Annotated in this window: 14 protein-coding genes; 6 read left to right on the top strand and 8 right to left on the bottom strand. The window is 70.6% G+C overall.

The genetic code is table 11. The features are described from left to right. Nucleotides 1–160 precede the first annotated feature (160 nt). Nucleotides 161–1189 carry a septation protein SepH gene (gene sepH, locus DEJ00_RS09980; RefSeq protein ID WP_173033640.1) on the top strand — a complete coding sequence of 343 codons (1029 nt, stop codon included), beginning with the start codon at nucleotides 161–163 and terminating at the stop codon, nucleotides 1187–1189. Between the two features lie 36 nt (nucleotides 1190–1225). Here the strand turns inward: sepH and DEJ00_RS09985 are convergent, their stop codons facing one another. Further along, nucleotides 1226–2392, bottom strand: a complete 1167-nt coding sequence (locus DEJ00_RS09985; protein WP_181440144.1) for an alkaline phosphatase family protein — start codon at nucleotides 2390–2392, stop codon at nucleotides 1226–1228. 43 nt (nucleotides 2393–2435) lie between these two features. Between DEJ00_RS09985 and DEJ00_RS09990 the strand changes: the two genes are divergently transcribed. Continuing rightward, nucleotides 2436–4922 (top strand): DNA topoisomerase (ATP-hydrolyzing) subunit A, encoded by a 2487-nt coding sequence (locus DEJ00_RS09990; protein ID WP_111057234.1) that lies wholly within the window; start codon nucleotides 2436–2438, stop codon nucleotides 4920–4922. A 282-nt stretch (nucleotides 4923–5204) separates the two neighbouring features. Here DEJ00_RS09990 and DEJ00_RS09995 read toward each other — a convergent pair whose 3' ends face one another. Continuing rightward, complete coding sequence (locus DEJ00_RS09995; RefSeq protein WP_111057235.1) at nucleotides 5205–7331, bottom strand: type IIA DNA topoisomerase subunit B; 2127 nt, start codon at nucleotides 7329–7331, stop codon at nucleotides 5205–5207. Nucleotides 7332–7498: 167 nt separating this feature from the next. Here DEJ00_RS09995 and DEJ00_RS10000 point away from each other — a divergent pair, with 167 nt between their 5' ends. After that, on the top strand, nucleotides 7499–7723 hold the full coding sequence (locus DEJ00_RS10000; protein ID WP_017886093.1) for a hypothetical protein: 225 nt from the start codon (nucleotides 7499–7501) through the stop codon (nucleotides 7721–7723). Between the two features lie 71 nt (nucleotides 7724–7794). Here DEJ00_RS10000 and DEJ00_RS10005 read toward each other — a convergent pair whose 3' ends face one another. The 6 genes from DEJ00_RS10005 to DEJ00_RS10030 all read right to left on the bottom strand — a co-directional run bounded on the left by DEJ00_RS10005 (nucleotide 7795) and on the right by DEJ00_RS10030 (nucleotide 14268). Then, complete coding sequence (locus DEJ00_RS10005; RefSeq protein ID WP_111057236.1) at nucleotides 7795–8244, bottom strand: peptidoglycan-binding protein; 450 nt, start codon at nucleotides 8242–8244, stop codon at nucleotides 7795–7797. A gap of 128 nt (nucleotides 8245–8372) precedes the next feature. Continuing rightward, nucleotides 8373–9146 (bottom strand): type 1 glutamine amidotransferase, encoded by a 774-nt coding sequence (locus tag DEJ00_RS10010; RefSeq protein WP_111057237.1) that lies wholly within the window; start codon nucleotides 9144–9146, stop codon nucleotides 8373–8375. Further along, entirely contained in the window at nucleotides 9143–10402 is a 1260-nt protein-coding gene (locus DEJ00_RS10015; RefSeq protein WP_111057238.1) for a MurT ligase domain-containing protein, read from the bottom strand. The genes DEJ00_RS10010 and DEJ00_RS10015 overlap by 4 nt, the downstream gene beginning before the upstream one ends. Before the next feature lie 6 nt (nucleotides 10403–10408). Further along, nucleotides 10409–11668, bottom strand: coding sequence for an RNA polymerase sigma factor (locus DEJ00_RS10020; protein WP_027465462.1), 1260 nt, complete (start codon nucleotides 11666–11668; stop codon nucleotides 10409–10411). A 193-nt stretch (nucleotides 11669–11861) separates the two neighbouring features. Next, nucleotides 11862–13181, bottom strand: a complete 1320-nt coding sequence (locus DEJ00_RS10025; RefSeq protein WP_111057239.1) for a nitrate/nitrite transporter — start codon at nucleotides 13179–13181, stop codon at nucleotides 11862–11864. A 157-nt stretch (nucleotides 13182–13338) separates the two neighbouring features. Further along, complete coding sequence (locus DEJ00_RS10030; protein WP_027465460.1) at nucleotides 13339–14268, bottom strand: proteasome assembly chaperone family protein; 930 nt, start codon at nucleotides 14266–14268, stop codon at nucleotides 13339–13341. 76 nt (nucleotides 14269–14344) lie between these two features. Between DEJ00_RS10030 and DEJ00_RS10035 the strand changes: the two genes are divergently transcribed. The 3 genes from DEJ00_RS10035 to DEJ00_RS18795 all read left to right on the top strand — a co-directional run. After that, on the top strand, nucleotides 14345–15835 hold the full coding sequence (locus DEJ00_RS10035) for a leucyl aminopeptidase (RefSeq protein WP_111057240.1): 1491 nt from the start codon (nucleotides 14345–14347) through the stop codon (nucleotides 15833–15835). A 156-nt stretch (nucleotides 15836–15991) separates the two neighbouring features. After that, nucleotides 15992–17365, top strand: coding sequence for a dihydrolipoyl dehydrogenase (lpdA, locus tag DEJ00_RS10040; protein ID WP_027465458.1), 1374 nt, complete (start codon nucleotides 15992–15994; stop codon nucleotides 17363–17365). Nucleotides 17366–17438: 73 nt separating this feature from the next. Next, nucleotides 17439–18002, top strand: a 564-nt coding sequence (locus DEJ00_RS18795; RefSeq protein ID WP_309148139.1) for a biotin/lipoyl-containing protein, incomplete at its 3' end; no start/stop codon positions are given.

Consider the following 18002-nt stretch of genomic DNA (forward strand, 5'->3'; position numbering starts at 1 on the left):
CCGACACCCGTTGCCGGAGTGCCGCGTGCCCGGGATCGGCGGCGCGGATGTCCGCGGCACGCCCGTGCGCCTCCCCGGAAACCGCCCGTCGTCCCTGCATACTCACGGGGTACGACAGCAGGACCGTACGCGACGCTGGGAAGGCGGAACCATGCAAGACGTGAGAGTCATCGGAGTCGAGTCCGGCGCACTCCTCCTGGCGACCGACGGCGGCACCGAGTTCCGGTTGCCCGTCACGTCGTCGCTCGCAGGCCAGGTGCGCCAGGCGAACCCCGACGCCGGTCCGCAGAAGCGGGTCTCCCCCAAGGACGTCCAGGCACGCATCCGTGGCGGCGCCGACGCCGCCGACGTGGCCGCCGCGCTCGACGTCGACGTCGAGTACGTCCGTCGCTTCGAGGGGCCGGTCCTCGCCGAGCGCGCCTTCATCCTCGACGCCTCGCACCGCGTGCCGGTCACCCCGGTCGACGACGAGTCCCCCGACACCTTCGGCCCCGCGATCACCGCGAAGCTCGAAGCCGGCGAGGCCACCGCGATCACCTGGGGCTCGTGGAAGCACCCGGAGAGCGGGTGGCAGGTCCGCGTCCGCTACACCGCGGGCGAGGTCGAGCACGACGCCCAGTGGCACTTCGACCCGAAGACCTCGACCCTCGCGCCGGACAACGGTGACGCTCACCGGCTCTCGCACACGGACGACGAGGGCATCGCCCCGCGCCTGCGTGCGGTCGAGTTCGAGCAGCAGGACGACGACGGCACCCGCTTCGACTCCGGCGCGTTCCGCGTCGACGAGCCGGAGCAGCCGGCCGCCGAGCCCGAGCCGTCCCAGCACGCGCCGCTCCGTGCACCGCTGCCCCGCATCGGCCAGGCCGCCGTGGAAGAACGTGCTCCCGGCAACGAGACCGCGGACCTGCTCGAGGCGCTCCGCCGTCGCCGCGGGGAACGCGAAGCAGCGTCCTTCGGCGAACAGCGCGACGAGCCCGCCCGCGGGACCTCCATCAGCGTCGTCGACATCCCGCTGCAGGGCTTCGAGGACGGCGGCGCGCACGACACGGCACCGCAGTCCTCCGACGTCCGTCCGGCCTCGGCGCCGGAGTCCGAGAGCCGTGGCGAACGCAAGAAGCGCAACCGTCGCTCGATGCCGAGCTGGGACGAGATCGTCTTCGGCACCCGTCCGGACGACGACCCCGCCTGATCATCAGCACGTGCACCGACCGTCGGCGCCGACGTCCTAGTGGGCGAACGCGCCGGCGAGTCGGAGCGGCACGATCGTCTCCTCGTCGGTCATGGCACCGTGCTGGCCGATCATGCGCTTCGGCGTCTCGTCCTCGCGCAGGGCACGGTCGTCGTTGAACGCCCACGAGCCGCGCGCCACGAGGAGCACGTCGCCGATGCGCGGCACCACCTGGTCGGACACGTGCCCGAACCACCCGGCCTCGATCGCCTCGGCACGGCTGGCGATGTACGCCTTCTTGCCGTAGCGGGCCCGGAACGCGCCGACGAGGGCGCGCACGTCGGTGCCCGGTGCGACGGTGAGCTGGCGGCAGCGCGGGTCACCCGCGACGCCGACCACGTCGGTGAGCAGCAGCGGGTCGATGGCGATGTTCGCGTGGTCCGGCACGTCGAGCACACCGTGGTCCGCCGTCACCAGGACCCCCACGTCGTCGGCGCTGCGGGCGTCGAGGCGGGCGAGTTCGCCGTCGAGCAGCTCGAGGGCCGCCGTCCACCGGTCGGACTGCCATCCGTACTTGTGCCCGATCGAGTCGAGCTCCGGCACGTACAGGTAGACGAGCGAGCGGCCGCCGGTGGTCTCGGCCAGTGCGGCGTCGACGCGCTGGGCAATCGTGTCCGCCGACACGTACCGGGCGCCTCCGAGCACGTTCGCGGTCATCCCGGACGAGCGGTACCGGTCCGGCCCGACGACGACGGGATCGAGTCCGAGCTCCGCGGCCCGGGTGAACAGGGTCCGGGTCAGGAACCAGTCCGCAGGGACCTCGGTGTCCCAGCCGCCCAGCAGGTTCATCACGGCACCGGTGTCCGGGTTCCAGCCGCTGTAGCCGACGACGCCGTGGGTGCCGGGCGACCGGCCGGTGGTCAGGGTGCTCAGGGCGGCCGCGGTCGTCGTCGGGAACCCGCTCCGGAGCTTCTTCGCGGTGCCGGTGCCCTTCGCGCCGGTCAACCAGCGGGCGTGCCCGGCGCGCGCCGCCAGCGCGGCGGAACCGAGGCCGTCGACCAGCACGACGATCGCCGAGCGGGCGGGACGGAGGGTGATCCGGGCCTCCAGGCCGTCGTTCCGCAACCACGCGTCGTCCGCAGCGCCGAGCGCCACGAGGCAACTCGGGAAGACGTCGGCGAGGTTCGCGACGGCGTCGGGGGCCGTCGGTACGCTTGTTCCCATCCCACGAGTCTCCCAGACGACTCCGGTTCTCCAGAAAGGTGCCATGGCACGCACGGACGTAGTCGGCCTGCCCGACGGTGAGCGCATCGAGGACGTCGACGTCTCCGAGGAGATGCAGGGCTCCTTCCTCGAGTACGCGTACTCCGTCATCTACTCGCGGGCGCTGCCCGACGCCCGCGACGGCCTGAAGCCGGTGCAGCGTCGCATCCTGTACCAGATGGCCGAGATGGGGCTGCGACCCGACCGCGGACACGTCAAGAGTGCCCGCGTCACGGGCGAGGTGATGGGCAAGCTGCACCCGCACGGCGACGGCGCGATCTACGACGCGCTGGTCCGCATGGCTCAGCCGTTCACGATGCGCGTGCCGCTCGTCGACGGCCACGGCAACTTCGGCTCCCTCGACGACGGCCCCGCTGCCGCCCGGTACACCGAGGCACGGCTCGCCGAACCGTCGATGGCGATGACCGAGGGCCTGGGCGAGGACGTCGTCGACTTCGTCCCGAACTACGACAACCAGATCATGCAGCCGGGCGTGCTGCCGGCGGCGTTCCCGAACCTGCTCGTCAACGGCGCCTCCGGCATCGCGGTCGGCATGGCGACGAACATGGCGCCGCACAATCTCGGCGAGGTCGTCGAGGCCGCGAAGCACCTGCTCATGAACCCGCAGGCCACCCTCGAAGAACTCATGGAGTTCGTGCCCGGCCCCGACCTGCCGTCCGGCGGCACGATCGTCGGGCTCTCCGGGGTCCGCGACGCCTACGCCACCGGCCGTGGTTCGTTCCGCACCCGCGCGAAGGTGAGCGTCGAGAACCTCACCCCGCGCAAGGTCGGGCTCGTCGTCACCGAGCTGCCCTACCTGGTCGGCCCCGAGCGTGTGATCGAGAAGATCAAGGACGGCGTCCAGTCCAAGAAGCTCGTCGGCATCTCCGACGTCAACGACCTGACCGACCGCAACCACGGGCTCCGGCTCGTCATCGGCATCAAGAGCGGCTTCAACCCCACCGCCGTGCTCGAGCAGCTCTACAAGCACACCCCGCTCGAGGACGGCTTCGGCATCAACAACGTCGCGCTGGTCGGCGGTTCGCCGCGAACCCTCGGGCTCCGCGAGCTGCTCGACGTCTACGTGCAGCACCGGCTCGACGTCGTCACCCGCCGGTCGCAGTACCGGCTGGCACGACGCAAGGAGCGGCTGCACCTGGTCGAGGGCCTGCTCATCGCGATCCTCGACATCGACGAGGTCATCCAGGTCATCCGCACCTCCGATGACTCCGAGGCAGCGCGCAACCGCCTGCGCGACGTCTTCGACCTGTCCGAGGTGCAGGCCGAGTACATCCTCGAGCTGCGCCTGCGCCGCCTGACGAAGTTCTCGCGGATGGAGCTCGAGGCCGAGCGCGACCAGCTGCTCGCCGACATCGCCGCCCTCGAAGAACTGCTGGCGTCCGACGAACGGCTCCGCGCGCAGGTCGCCCTCGAGCTGACCGAGGTGTCCGACAAGTTCGCGACCCCGCGCCGCACGCTGCTCACCGAGGCCGACGCCCCGGTGAAGGGCGGTCGGAAGGCCGCGGTCGACCCGGAGTCCCTGCAGATCGCCGACTCCCCCTGCCGCGTGCTCCTCTCGACCACCGGACGGCTCATCCGCGTCGACATCCCGACGTCGGAGCTCGGCATCGTCCGCGTGCCGAAGCGCTCGAAGCACGACGCCGTCCGCTCCGCCGTGGTGAGCACCGTGCGGGGGCAGATCGGCGCGATCACCTCGACCGGGCGGGTCCTCCGGCTCTCCCCCGTCGACGTCCCCGCCGTGCCGCCAGCCGCGGTCCGGCTCGACGCCGGCGTCCGGGTCACCGATTTCCTGGCGCTCACCAAGGGCGAGACCGTCGTGGCGATCGTCGACCTGTCCGGTGCGTCGTCGGACTCGCTGGCGATCGGCACCGCGCACGGCGTGGTGAAGCGCGTCGTGGCGGGTGCGTGGCCCGACAAGCCGGAGTTCGTCGCGATCGGCCTGAAGCCCGGCGACCACGTCGTCGGTGCCGCGCAGGCGCCCGAGTCCGACGACCTGGTGTTCATCAGCTCGAACGCGCAACTGCTGCGGTTCCCGGCGTCCGTCGTCCGCGCGCAGGGGCTGCCCGCCGGTGGTGTCGCCGGCATGGCTCTCGCCGACGGCGCCTCGGTGATCTGGTTCGGATCGGTCGCACGCTCCGACGACGCCGTGGTCGCCACGGTGTCCACCACCTCGACCGCGCTGCCCGGCACCGACGCCGGTCGCGCCAAGGTCTCCGCGCTGTCGGAGTTCCCGGCGAAGGGCCGTGCCACCCAGGGTGTCCGGGCGCACGCGTTCCTGAAGGGCGAGGACGGGCTCACGGTGGGATGGGCGGGCATCGCGCCGCCACACGCCGTCGGCACGGACGGCGCCGCACGGACCCTGCCCGACTGGCTGTCGAAGCGTGACGGGTCCGGCGCCCCGCTCGAGGCGGTCATCGGCTCGATCGGTGGCAGCGCCGCGACGCTCGACGGCACCGCCGGCGAGGCGTAGGCGGGCGCTGGCGTCCGCCTCGTTTCGCGCCTGGCGACATCTCACGGCCTGGGAGCCCCGTGAGGTGTCGCCCAGCGCGTGAGAACGCAGGGCGCACGGCCGGGAGGCGCGGGGCGGCGCCGCCACGGGCCTCCCGTCCGCCGTCACCGTGTCGCGGACGCGGCGCGGTTTCGCGCTGAGCGACAGCTCACCGACCGACGGCCGCGTGGACTGTCGCCCAGCGCGTGAGCACGCCAGGCCGCTGCACGCCAGGCCGCTGCGCGGCCCGAGCGTGAAGGCGCGCTACGCGTCGATGCGGTCGCGGTCCAGGCCCTCGCCGGCCAGGATGAACTCCTTGCGCGGCGCGACGTCGTTGCCCATGAGCAGCTCGAACACCTTCGCGGCACCCTCGGCATGGGTCACGTTCACCCGGCGCAGGGTGCGGTGCGCACGGTCCATCGTGGTCTCCGCCAGCTGGTCGGCGTCCATCTCGCCGAGGCCCTTGTACCGCTGGATCGGCTCCTGGTACTTCTTGCCCGTCTTCTCGAGCTTCTTCAGCACCGTCTGGAGCTCCTGTTCGGAGTACGTGTAGAGCGTGTCGTTCGGCTTGCCGCGGTTCACCACGACGACCCGGTGCAGCGGCGGCACGGCGGCGAAGACCCGGCCCTGCTCGATCATCGGCCGCATGTACCGGAAGAACAGCGTCAGCAGCAGCGTGCGGATGTGGGCACCGTCGACGTCGGCGTCGGACATGATGATGATCTTGCCGTAGCGGGCCTGGTCGATGTCGAACGTGCGGCCCGAACCGGCGCCGATGACCTGGATGATCGACGCGCACTCGACGTTCGAGAGCATGTCCGACACGGACGCCTTCTGCACGTTGAGGATCTTGCCGCGGATCGGCAGCAGCGCCTGGTACTCACTGTTGCGGGCGAGCTTCGCGGTGCCCAGCGCCGAGTCACCCTCGACGATGAAGAGCTCCGTGCCCTCGGTCTCCTGCGAGCGGCAGTCGGCGAGCTTCGTCGGCAGCGAGGAGTTCTCGAGCGCGTTCTTACGGCGCTGCGTCTCCTTGTGGGCCCGCGCCGAGATGCGGGTCTTCATCTCGGACACGACCTTCTCGAGCAGGGCGGCCGACTGTGCCTTCTCGGTGCGCTGCGTCGAGGTGAGGATCTCGGTGATGCGCTTCGACACGACCTGGTCGACGATCTTCCGGACCGCCGGGGTGCCGAGGATCTCCTTCGTCTGCCCCTCGAACTGCGGCTCGGGCAACCGCACGGTCAGCACGGCGGTCATGCCGGCGAGGACGTCGTCCTTGTCGAGCTTGTCCTGCCCGACCTTGAGCTTGCGGGCGTTCGCCTCGACCTGGGCACGAACGGCCTTGACGACGCCCGACTCGAACCCGGCCTGGTGGGTGCCGCCCTTCGGCGTCGCGATGATGTTGACGAAGCTGCGGAACACGGTCTCGTAGCCACTGCCCCAGCGGAGCGCCAGGTCGACCTCGCACTCGCGCTCGACCGAGGTGGAGACCATGTGGCCCTTGTCGTCGAGCATCGGCACGGTCTCGGTGAAGGTGCCGGTCCCCTGCACGCGCCAGACGTCGGTGAGGGGGCTGTCGACGGCGAGGTGCTCGACGAACTCGCCGATCCCGCCCTCGTACCGGAAGCGCTCGACCAACGGCCCGGCGGCCACGGTGGTGCCCGTCGCCTCGGCCCGGGCGGCAGCGGCGTCGATCGACGCCGCGCGCTCGTCGGTGATGGTGATGCCGAGCCCGGGCACGAGGAACGCGGTCTGCCGTGCACGGGTGACCAGGTCGTCGGTGCTGAACCGGGCGTCGGCGGTGAAGATCTGGCGGTCCGCCCAGTAGCGGATCCGGGAGCCGGTGACACCCTTCTTGACCTTGCCCACCACACGCAGCTCGCTGCCCGAGGTGAAGGGCGCGAACGGAGCGTCCGGGCCGATGCCCTTGCTGTCGTCGAAGGTGCCCGGCTCGCCGCGGTGGAACGACATGGCGTAGGTCTTGCCGCCCCGGTCGACCTCGACGTCGAGGCGCTCCGACAGCGCGTTCACGACCGAGGCGCCGACGCCGTGCAGGCCACCCGAGGCCGCGTACGACCCCGAGCCGAACTTGCCGCCGGCGTGCAGCTTGGTGAACACGACCTCGACCCCGGTGAGGCCGGTCTTCGGTTCGACGTCGACGGGGATGCCCCGGGCGGTGTCGCGGACCTCGACCGAGCCGTCGGCGTGCAGCACGACACCGATTTCGTCACCGTGCCCAGCGAGGGCTTCGTCGACCGAGTTGTCGATGATCTCCCACAGGCAGTGCATGAGGCCCCGGGAGTCCGTCGAGCCGATGTACATGCCCGGCCGCTTCCGGACCGCCTCGAGCCCTTCGAGGACGGAGAGATGGCGTGCGGAGTAGTCGGAGCTCACCGTCGGAGTTTACCGAGCGGCACCGACAGCACCGTGTGGACACTCGCACTGGGGCCAAGCGATCCGCGCTGAGCGAAACAGGGCCCGACAATGCGTCGCTCTCAGGCATCACGTGTTGAAATGGTGCAACCACCCGGCACCACCTGCGATCCGTGAGGAGCACAGCAATGACCCAGACCGTGCAGGACCCCTCCATCGACGAAGTCAGCAACCACCAGCTGACCGCCGCCGACCGTTGCGACAGCTGCGGGGCGCAGGCCTACATCCGAGCCACCATGTCGAGCGGCGAGCTCTACTTCTGCGCCCACCACGGCGCCGAGTTCAAGGACAAGCTCGCGGCGACCGCCATCGAGTGGCACGACGAGAGCAGCCGACTCTACGAGTCGAAGTAGTCGCGACCGACACACGGACAGGAGGCGCGGTGCCAGCTGGCACCGCGCCTCCTGTCTGTCTGCAGCCCGGTTCAGAACTCGCGGTTCAGTGACCAGGCCACCCCGCGGTAGCTGTTCGGGCCCCAGATGCCGTCGATCGGCCCGCTGTACCTGCCGTGGGCGGCGGCCCAGCGTTGCAGCGCAGCGATGACCGCCGGGGTCTCCGAGCCGAACGCGACCGACCCCTGGTAGTACCCACCCTTGGCGAGCTGACGGCACACCCCCAACCAGGAGTTCGGCCCCATGACGCCGTCGATCGGCCCTGCGTACCCTTCCATGCTGCCGAGGCACTGCAGCCGCTTGTAGAAGATCGTCCCCGGGACGCCGTCGGACTCGGTCGTGGTCGTCGGCACCGAACTGCAGGCGGAGCTGATCCGCGTCGTCGCCGCCTCAGCCGGAGCCGTCTGGGCGACCGTGCCGGCAGTGGTCAGGGTCACGATGAGTCCACCGACCAGGGCGAGGACGAGTTTGTTGTGGTGCATGGGAGTCTCCTTTGTCGACCTCCAACATGTCAGATGTTGAATCCGAGTGGACGCTCTTGGCAACTGTTGCCATCCGTGCGCATGCAGAAGGCCGGGCCCCGTCGGGACCCGGCCTTCTGCTTCGTGCATCAGGCGATGCGCTTGAACGCCTTGTCGACGTAGCGGTCGACCGTGGCGCGCGCTTCACGTGCGTAGCGGTCGATGGTCGCCGTCTGCTCCGCCTCCGGCGCGTACTCCCGGCCCAGCCGTGCGGTGGCCGCGGCGAGGACGCCGTCGGTCAGCTGCGGGTTGAGTGGCAGGATCGGGCCCTGCGTGTGCGTGCCGAACGACGTGCCGACGATCGCACCCTCGACCGGGGCTCCCGCCTGGTTGCCACCACCGGACACGACGTCGGCGAACGGGCTGACCCCGGGCGCGAGCTCGATCGTGGTGGCGTGGTCCTCGAAGCCGGCGAGACGCTTCGGTGCTCCGGGGAGCAGCGGGTACCGGGTCTCGAGGACGAAGTAGTTCACGCGCCGCTCGGCACCGCGGACGGCACGGGCGTCGAACACACCGAACCCGGCGACCGGCGCACCCTCGGTCGGCACGACCTCGTTCGTCGCCAGGTCGAGCCCACCGCCGACCGCGATGACCGGTACACCCTCGGTCGCGAACGCACGGAGCGCGCCGCCGATGCGGGTGACGTCGTCGCCCAGGGAACGCATCGCGCTGAGCGGTCCGTTGCCGATCACGACGACGTCCGCCGCGGTCGGGAGCTCGTCACCGGGCGCGTACTCGACGACCTGTGTCTCGATGCCCGCGGCGGACGCACGGCGGACCAGGGCCGCGACGTTGCCACGGTCGCCCGAGACGCCCATCTGCCGGGGGTAGACGTGCAGGATGGTCAGCCGGTCGGCCGTCATGCGGTCTTCTCCATGTCCGGGTGGCCCAGGGCCTTGCGGGCGATCATCATGATCTCGTAGTTGACGATGAAGTTCTTCGTCCCGCGGGTCGTCGAGCCGAGCTGCTCCATGTGCTTGATGGCTGCTTCGACGTCGGGCTCGACCCGGCCGATGCGGACACCGGCGTGCTCGAGCGCGATCGCGATCTGCCACGCCTTGTCACCGGAGACGACGTCCACGTGGTCGAGCTTCGAGAAGTCGATGTCGTAGATCCAGGAGATGTCGGGCGTGCCCTCGTCGATCGCCATGAGGACCTGTTCGGGCTGGTCCGGCAGGGCGTCGAGGTTGAGCTGCAGGCTCGCGGCGTTCTTGAACATCGTGAACTCGGCGGACTCGCCCGCGATGGGCAGACGCTCTCCGCGGCCGTACGCGGGCTTCATCGTGCCGAAGGCCTTGGTCACGGCGTCGGCACGGAACTGAACGCCGAGGGCCGCACTGGCCGTCGCGGTGGCCGCAGCGGCGTCGACCGCGTAGTGCAGGCCGCGGGCGGGCAGCCGGACCGGGATCTCGGCACCGTCGAAGCGGATCGTCGCGCCGTCGCCCGTGTGGGCCACGACCTCGGCGTCGGCGGTGTGCTGGGCACGGTCACCGGCGTCGAACGAGTCGGCGTTCTGCAGACCGTTCGGTGCAGCGGCGATGACCTCGTCGCTCGCACCGAACCGCAGGACGCGCTGCCCGGGGGCGCCGGAGTAGCCGTCGAGGAACTGGTCGTCGTGGTTCGTGATGACGTTCGCCGTCGACAGTGCGGCGGTGTCGAGCATCATCGTCGCCACGCGCTCGGTCTCGAAGAACCGGTACAGCTGGTCGACCTGCACGTTGAGCATGGTCACCGTCGAGGGCGACAGGATGCCGGCGAGCTCGACCGCGAAGGCCTCGTCGACCTCGAGGATGCCGATGTCGGCCTTGAGCCGGCCGGTCAGCGAGACCTCGGACAGCAGGGCCGACGCGATGCCCTGTGGCAGGTTCGCGCCGGACGGGTTCGTGAAGACCCGCAGCCCGTGCGCCCGGACGATGTCGGAGATCATGTGCGTCGTCGTCGACTTGCCGTTCGACCCGAGCACGAAGACGACGCCGTTCGGGAACTGCTTCGTCACGTGCTGCAAGAAGTCCGGCACGAGCTTCAGGACGATGTACCCGGGGTAGGCGGACCCGCCGCCCCTCGCACGGGCGAGGGCACGGAGGATCCGCCCGATCAGGATCGGGATGAAGAAGCGCATGCCGGCTTACTCGAGGTAGTCGCGCAGCGACTGCGACCGCGACGGGTGGCGGAGCTTCGCCATCGTCTTGGACTCGATCTGACGGATGCGCTCACGCGTCACGCCGAACGTGTCACCGATCTGGTCGAGGGTCTTCGGCTGGCCGTCACCGAGGCCGAAGCGCATGCGGATGACGCCCGCCTCGCGCTCGGACAGGGAATCGAGCAGGCTCTCGAGCTGCTTCTGCAGCATCGTGAAGCCCACCGCGTCGGCCGGCACGACCGCCTCGGTGTCCTCGATGAGGTCACCGAACTCCGAGTCGCCGTCCTCGCCCAGGGGCGTGTGCAGCGAGATCGGCTCGCGGCCGTACTTCTGGACCTCGACGACCTTCTCCGGGGTCATGTCGAGCTCGCGCGCGAGCTCTTCCGGAGTGGGTTCGCGACCGAGGTCCTGCAGCATCTGCCGCTGCACGCGGGCGAGCTTGTTGATGACCTCGACCATGTGCACCGGGATGCGGATGGTGCGGGCCTGGTCGGCCATGGCACGGGTGATGGCCTGACGGATCCACCACGTCGCGTAGGTCGAGAACTTGAAGCCCTTGGTGTAGTCGAACTTCTCGACCGCACGGATCAGGCCCAGGTTGCCCTCCTGGATGAGGTCCAGGAACTGCATGCCACGACCGGTGTAGCGCTTCGCGAGCGAGACGACCAGGCGGAGGTTCGCGCCGAGCAGGTGCGACTTCGCACGCTGACCGTCACGGGCGACCCAGCGCAGTTCGCGCTCGGCGGGCTTCGAGAGCCCCGTCGCGTGCTGCAGCTTGTCCTCGGCGAACAGGCCGGCCTCGATGCGCATCGCGAGCTCGACCTCCTGCTCGGCGTTGAGCAGGGCGACCTTGCCGATCTGCTTCAGGTAGTCCTTCACCGGGTCGGCGGTGGCACCCGTGATGGTCGTCGAGTAGACCGGCGCCTCGTCGTCGTCGGTCTGCGAGATGACGAGCGCACCGGCGGCGACCGCGGCAGCGGCGTCCGGCTTGGCCGTCTTGTCGTCGGTGTCGTCGGCCTCGTCGGTCGGCTCCTCGACGGGCTCGTCGGAGGCGATCGCCTCGTCGACGGCGTCGGTCTTCTTCGCCTTGGGCGCCGCCTTCTTGGCGGGCGCCTTCTTGGCGGGGGCCTTCGTGGCGCGCTTCTTCGGCGCTGCGGTGCCCTCGGTGTCCGTGGCGTCCTCTGCCACAGCGCCCTCGGGCTCGGTGTCCTTCGTGGGATCGATCGTCGTGCTCCGGGCAGCCATGCGATCACCTCTCTCGTCGTGCCACGTTCGTGGGGTCGTGGCCTCCCTCGCCGCCCAGGTCCCGCGCCGCAGTCCCCCGCGTCGTACGAGTCCTACCGTTCCGGGCAGCACTAGGACCCATGTCAAGTCCCCCGAGTTCACCGGCGCACCGAAGTGCTCCGACAGACAGGGGTCCCGAACGGGTCCGTGATCATTATTGCACGTGCCGCTTCCGCAGGCGTGCAACGAGTGCAACCCAGAGTGGACCGACGCGTATTCCCTCTTCCGAGTGCAGCACGCGGCGGGTCCGACGGCGGGCGTGCAGGAGCATCCCGACGCCGAAACCGACCACGACGTACTGCACCGTGAGGGCGATCCGGAAGTTCTCCCAGGCGAACACCGTGGTGCCGGTGGCCCGCGCCGCCGCGTCGAGCACGACGCCGATCAGGTACATCATCACGAAGGCCGCCAGGAACCCGCCGACGTTCACCACGCCGTTCGCCGAGCCGAGCGAGCCGACCGGGTTGAAGGTCCGGGCGAAGTCGAAGCCGATGAGGGAACCGGGCCCGCCGATCCCCATCGCGACGACGAGGAGCACGAGCAACCACGTCGGCGGGTGCCCGGGCCAGAGCAGGATCGCCGTCCAGAGCACCGCGAGCAGGACGACCACGCCGAGCACCAGGTTCGACCGGCGCATCGGGAACCGTGCGCAGAGCACACCGAGCACCGGGCCGGCGACGAACCCGACGACCACGATGATCGTGAGGAACCCCGCCGCCTCACCCGGGGAGTACCCGAGCCCCCGGAGCATCGGGACACCCCACAGCAGCGAGAACACCGTGCCCGACGACTGCGTGACGTAGTGCGACCAGAACCCGAGCTGCGTGCCCGGGCGGCGGAGCGCGTGCCCGAACGTGCTGAACGCGGCACCCCACGAGTGCGGCAGCGGGATCGTGTCCGTCCGCACCGGCACGGGACCGTTCCGCACGAAGACCGCGGCGAGCACGAGACCGACGGCACTGGCCGCGGCCGCGACGCCGAACGCCGGGGTCCAGCCCACCGTGTGCAGGAGCACCGCGAACGGGAACGCCGACAGGATCTGGCCGATCTGCCCGAGGTTGCCGGTCCACTGCGAGATCTGCGGCAGGATCCGGCCGCTGAACCACATCGGCACCAGGCGGATCACGGAGATGAAGGTCATCGCGTCACCGGCGCCGACGAGCACCCGCCCCGCGATGGCCGGACCGATCGACGGGGACACGGCGACGATCGCCTGTCCGACGACCAGCAGCGCGGCGCCGAGGAGCACCAGCCGGCGGGGGCCGACGCGGTCGAGGGCGATCCCCACCGGGATCTGCAGCCCCGCGTAGACGGCGATCTGCACGACGGCGAGGGTCGACAGGACGGCGGCGGAGACGGCGAACCGGTCCTGCGCATCGACACCGGAGACCCCGAGCGAGGACCGCTGCACCACGGCGAGGACGTACGCGAGGACCGCGACGCCCCAGATCAGGAAGGCACGACGGGAGTTCACCGGACCAGGCTACCGACGCGTCCCCGCGTCGATACGCGACGAGCGTCGTCGAGGTGCGTCACGTCGTGCCGGCGACCGGAGGACGGCCTGGAGGCGCGGTGCGGGGCCACCACGGGCCTCCAGGCCGTCCTGTCGGGACGTCCGGATCCCGCGACGGTCAGTCGGTCGCGTCGCCCTGGGTGCGCCGGTCGGCCAGGAAGCGCTCGAGCTCGGCCGCGATCGCGTCCGCGGTCGGCACCTCGCCGTCGACGCCGGTCAGCGGCGATGCAACGGGGTTGCCCTCCATGTACGTGTCGTGCCGCTCCTCGAGCACGGAGACCAGGCGCTGGAGCTCGGGGTTGCCGGCCACCTGCTCCTCGACGCGGGTCAGGAACTCGCGACCCGACTCGCGCAGGGCGTCGGTCGGGAAGATGAGCCCGGTCGCGGCGGCGATGCCGGACAGCGCCGCGACGGCGGCGTCGGGGAACTCGGTGTCGGACAGGTAGTGGGGCACGAGCAGCACGAGCCCCGTGACCTGCGCGCCCGTCTCGGCGAGGCGGTGCTCGACCAGGTGCAGGACGTTCGCCGGCGCCTGGGTCTCGGGCTTCCAGACGCTCATCTGCTCGACGAGGTCGGCCCGGGTGCCGGAGACGGTGAGGCTGATCGGACGGGTGTGCGGGACCGGCATCGGGATGGACTGCACCCACGTGGTGTCGGCCACCTGCAGGTCGGCGGCGAGCCCGGTGACGGCCCGGACGAAGCGGTTCCACTGGAAGTCCGGCTCGTAGCCCGACAGGAACAGGAACGGCTGGCCGATCTCGTCGCGCACCAGGTGCAGGGCCAGACGGGGAGGCTCGACGGCGCTGATGTGGTCGTGCTCGAAGGTGATGACCGGCCGACGGGCCCGCCAGTCGAGCAGCACGTCGGGGTCGAATTCGGCGACGAGCTCGGTGTCGAGGTCCTCGAGGATCGAGTTCGTCACCTGCGCGACGGCCGATCCGGCATCGGCGAAACCGGTCAGCCCGGCGATCAGGTGCAACCCTGCTGGCACGGTCGGGGCGTCCGCGTCGAACGTGTAGAGCTCCTCGGGGTGGTTCACCGTCCCCATGCTAGGCGGGGCCTCCGACGTCCCCGGTGCGTGATGACCACGCCGACAGCGAACAGGCCCTCGGTAGGGTTGGAGCATGGTCCGACCGACGCTCTCCACCACCAGTTCACCCCCCGAGACCACCACCGCCGACGTGCTCGTCGTCGGGGTCCGCCCGGGCTCGTCCGGCGAGGCCGACAGCACCGCCGTGCTCGCTCCCACCGCCCTGGGCACGCTCGACGCCCTTGCCGGCCTCGACCTCGCCGCGATCGGGGTGACCGGCGCGAAGGACCAGCTCGTCCGCCTGCCCGCCACCGGCGTCGGGGCGAAGTCGGTCGCGCTGATCGGGCTCGGCTCCGCCACGGGTGCCGCGGCGATCCGCGCAGCGGCCGGCAGCGCCGTGCGACAGCTCCCCCGCGTCGACTCGATCACGCTCGCCCTGCCCACCGACTCGGCCGAGCTCGTCGACGCCGCCCTCGAGGGCGCGGCGCTCGGCGCGTACGCCTTCACCCGGCACAAGGGCACCGGCACCAAGGCCCCGGCCCGCGGTGACCAGCGCATCGAGGTCGTCGCGCCAGCCGACGTCGCCGCCGACGCCGCCGTGCGCCCCGCGATCGTCGCCGACGCCGCGTCGCTCGTGCGCGACCTCGTGAACACCGCCGCGGGCGACCTCGGGCCGCAGGACGTCGCCGACGTCGCGACCGGGTTCGCCTCGGACCTGCCGCTCACCGTCGAGGTCCTCGACGAGCAGGCGCTCGAGGAGCAGGGCTTCGGCGGCATCCTCGGTGTCGGCCGCGGTTCGGCCCGTCCCCCGCGCCTGGTCGTCGTCCGGTACGCACCCGAGTCCGCCACGAAGCACCTCGCCCTCGTGGGCAAGGGCATCACCTTCGACTCGGGCGGCCTCTCGCTCAAGCCCGCGGCGTCCATGCTCGGCATGAAGACCGACATGACCGGTGCCGCCACGGTGCTCGCCGCGACCGTCGCCGCCGCCCGCCTGGGACTCGACGTGCGCGTGACCGCGTGGCTCGCCCTCGCCGAGAACATGCCCTCCGGCACCGCGACCCGCCCGGGCGACGTCCTGATGCTGAAGAACGGCACCACGGTCGAGGTCACGAACACCGACGCCGAGGGCCGCCTGGTGCTGGGCGACGGGATGGCCGCCGCGTCGCTCGAACAGCCCGACGCGCTCGTCGACGTCGCCACGCTGACCGGCGCCCAGGTCGTCGCGCTCGGCGACCGCACCACCGGCCTGATGGGCAGCGACGACCTCGTCGCGAAGGTCCGTGCCGTCGCCGAGGGCGTCTCGGAGCCGATCTGGCCGATGCCGCTGCCCGAGGAGCTCGAGGCCCGGCTGTCCAGCGACGTCGCCGACATCGTCAACGCCACGGTCGGCAACCCGGCCGGCGGCATGCTGCTCGCGGGCAAGTTCCTCGAGCGCTTCGCCGGCGAGGGTGTCCCCTGGGCGCACCTCGACATCGCGGGTCCGTCGGAGAACAAGGGCGGCGGGTACGCCTGGTTGGGCAAGGGTGCGACGGGCGTGATGGTCCGGACGCTCATCGCTCTCGCAGAAGACCTCCAGTCCGAGTAGTAGGTTTGGTACCGGTGGGAACGGCGCACCGACGCGCCTCCCACCGGTACTGCACGGGACGGGACCGGAACCACGCGGTCCGACCGTCGGACGCCGCCCTCCGCGGTGTCCACGTAGGGCCCGATCGGCCCGACACGCACGAGGGAGTTGCACCAGGTGACGGAACAGACTTACGACGTCGTTGTCCTCGGTGGCGGGAGTGGTGGGTACGCCGCTGCGCTCCGGGCCGCCGAACTCGGCATGAGCGTCGCGCTCATCGAGGGCGACAAGCTCGGAGGGACGTGCCTGCACCGCGGCTGCATCCCGACCAAGGCGCTGCTGCACGCCGCCGAGATCGCCGACGGCACGCGTGACGCCGAGAAGTACGGCGTGATCGCGGAGTTCGCCGGTGTCGACGTGCCCAAGGTGATCGACTACCAGCAGGGCGTCATCAACTCCAAGTACAAGGGCCTGCAGGGCCTGATCAAGGCCCGCGGCATCACCGTGGTCGAGGGCTGGGGGCGTCTGACCTCGCAGAACACCGTGCAGGTCGGCGACCAGACCGTCACCGGCAAGAACATCGTGCTCGCGACCGGCTCCTACTCGAAGTCCCTGCCCGGGCTCGAGATCGGCGGCCGCGTGATCACCTCCGAGACCGCACTCCGCATGGACTACGTCCCGAACAAGGTCGTCATCCTGGGCGGCGGCGTCATCGGCGTCGAGTTCGCCAGCGTCTGGAAGTCCTTCGGCGCCGAGGTCACCATCGTCGAGGGGCTGCCGCACCTGGTCCCCGCCGAGGACGAGTCGATGTCGAAGCAGCTCGAGCGCGCGTTCCGCAAGCGCGGCATCGAGTTCTCGCTCGGTGTCCGGTTCCAGGGCGTCGAGCAGCACGAGAACGGCGTCGTCGTCACGCTGGAGGACGGCAAGACCTTCGACGGTGACGTCCTGCTCGTCGCCGTCGGCCGTGGCCCCGTCACGCAGAACGTCGGCTACGACGAGGTCGGCGTGGCGATGGACCGCGGGTTCGTCACCACGAACGAGCGTCTCGCCACGAACATCCCGAACGTCTACGCCGTCGGCGACATCGTCCCCGGCCTGCAGCTCGCGCACCGCGGCTTCCAGCAGGGCATCTTCGTCGCCGAGGAGATCGCCGGCCTCAACCCGGTGGTCATCGAGGACAAGAACATCCCGAAGATCACCTACTCCGACCCCGAGGTCGCGTCGGTCGGGCTCTCGCAGGCCAAGGCCGAAGAGCAGTACGGCGCCGACAAGGTCGACTCGTACGAGTACAACCTGGCCGGCAACGGCAAGAGCCACATCATCGGGACCTCCGGCTCCGTCAAGGTCGTGCGCGTCGTGGACGGCCCCGTCGTCGGGGTCAGCATGATCGGTGCCCGCGTCGGCGAGCTCATCGGCGAAGCCCAGCTCGCCGTGAACTGGGAGGCCTACCCGGAGGACATCGCTCCCCTGGTGCACGGTCACCCGACCCAGAACGAAGCCCTCGGCGAGGCGTTCCTGCACCTCGCGGGCAAGCCGCTGCACGCGCTGTGACCGGCACCGGTCACCGCACTGTGACAATGACACCAACAACCACTGCAATCCCCCGCGAAGAGGAGTCCACCCGATGAGCGAATCCGTCAACCTCCCGGCGCTCGGCGAGAGCGTCACCGAGGGCACGGTGACCCGATGGCTGAAGAACGTCGGTGACCGGGTCGAGGTCGACGAGCCGCTGCTCGAGGTCTCGACCGACAAGGTCGACACCGAGATCCCGTCGCCGATCGCCGGCGTCGTCGAGGAGATCCTGGTGCAGGAGGACGAGACCGTCGAGGTCGGCACCGCCCTCGTGAAGATCGGTGACGGCTCCGGCTCGTCCGACGGCGGTTCGGACTCGTCCGACTCCGGCGCCGACGACGCGAACGCCGCCGCTGCCGACGCCGAGGAGCCCGAGGCCGCTCCGAGCACGGAGCAGGAGGCCGAGACCCCCGCCCCCGAGCCCACCGAGCCCGAGCCGGGTGACCTCGTCGAACACCATCTGCGGGACCGAGAGGTGGAACATCGTGATGCCGTCGAAGGCGTAGATGGCGCTCCGCACGCGCGACTCCTCCGGTTTGGCCTGGACCCATCGTACCGATGCACGCGTGCCAATCGCACCGAGCGTGTTCACGGACGAGGATCGTCGAGTACGCAC

Origin of the sequence: Curtobacterium sp. MCLR17_039, assembly GCF_003234745.1 — a bacterium.
In the GTDB taxonomy this organism is placed as follows: domain Bacteria; phylum Actinomycetota; class Actinomycetes; order Actinomycetales; family Microbacteriaceae; genus Curtobacterium; species Curtobacterium flaccumfaciens.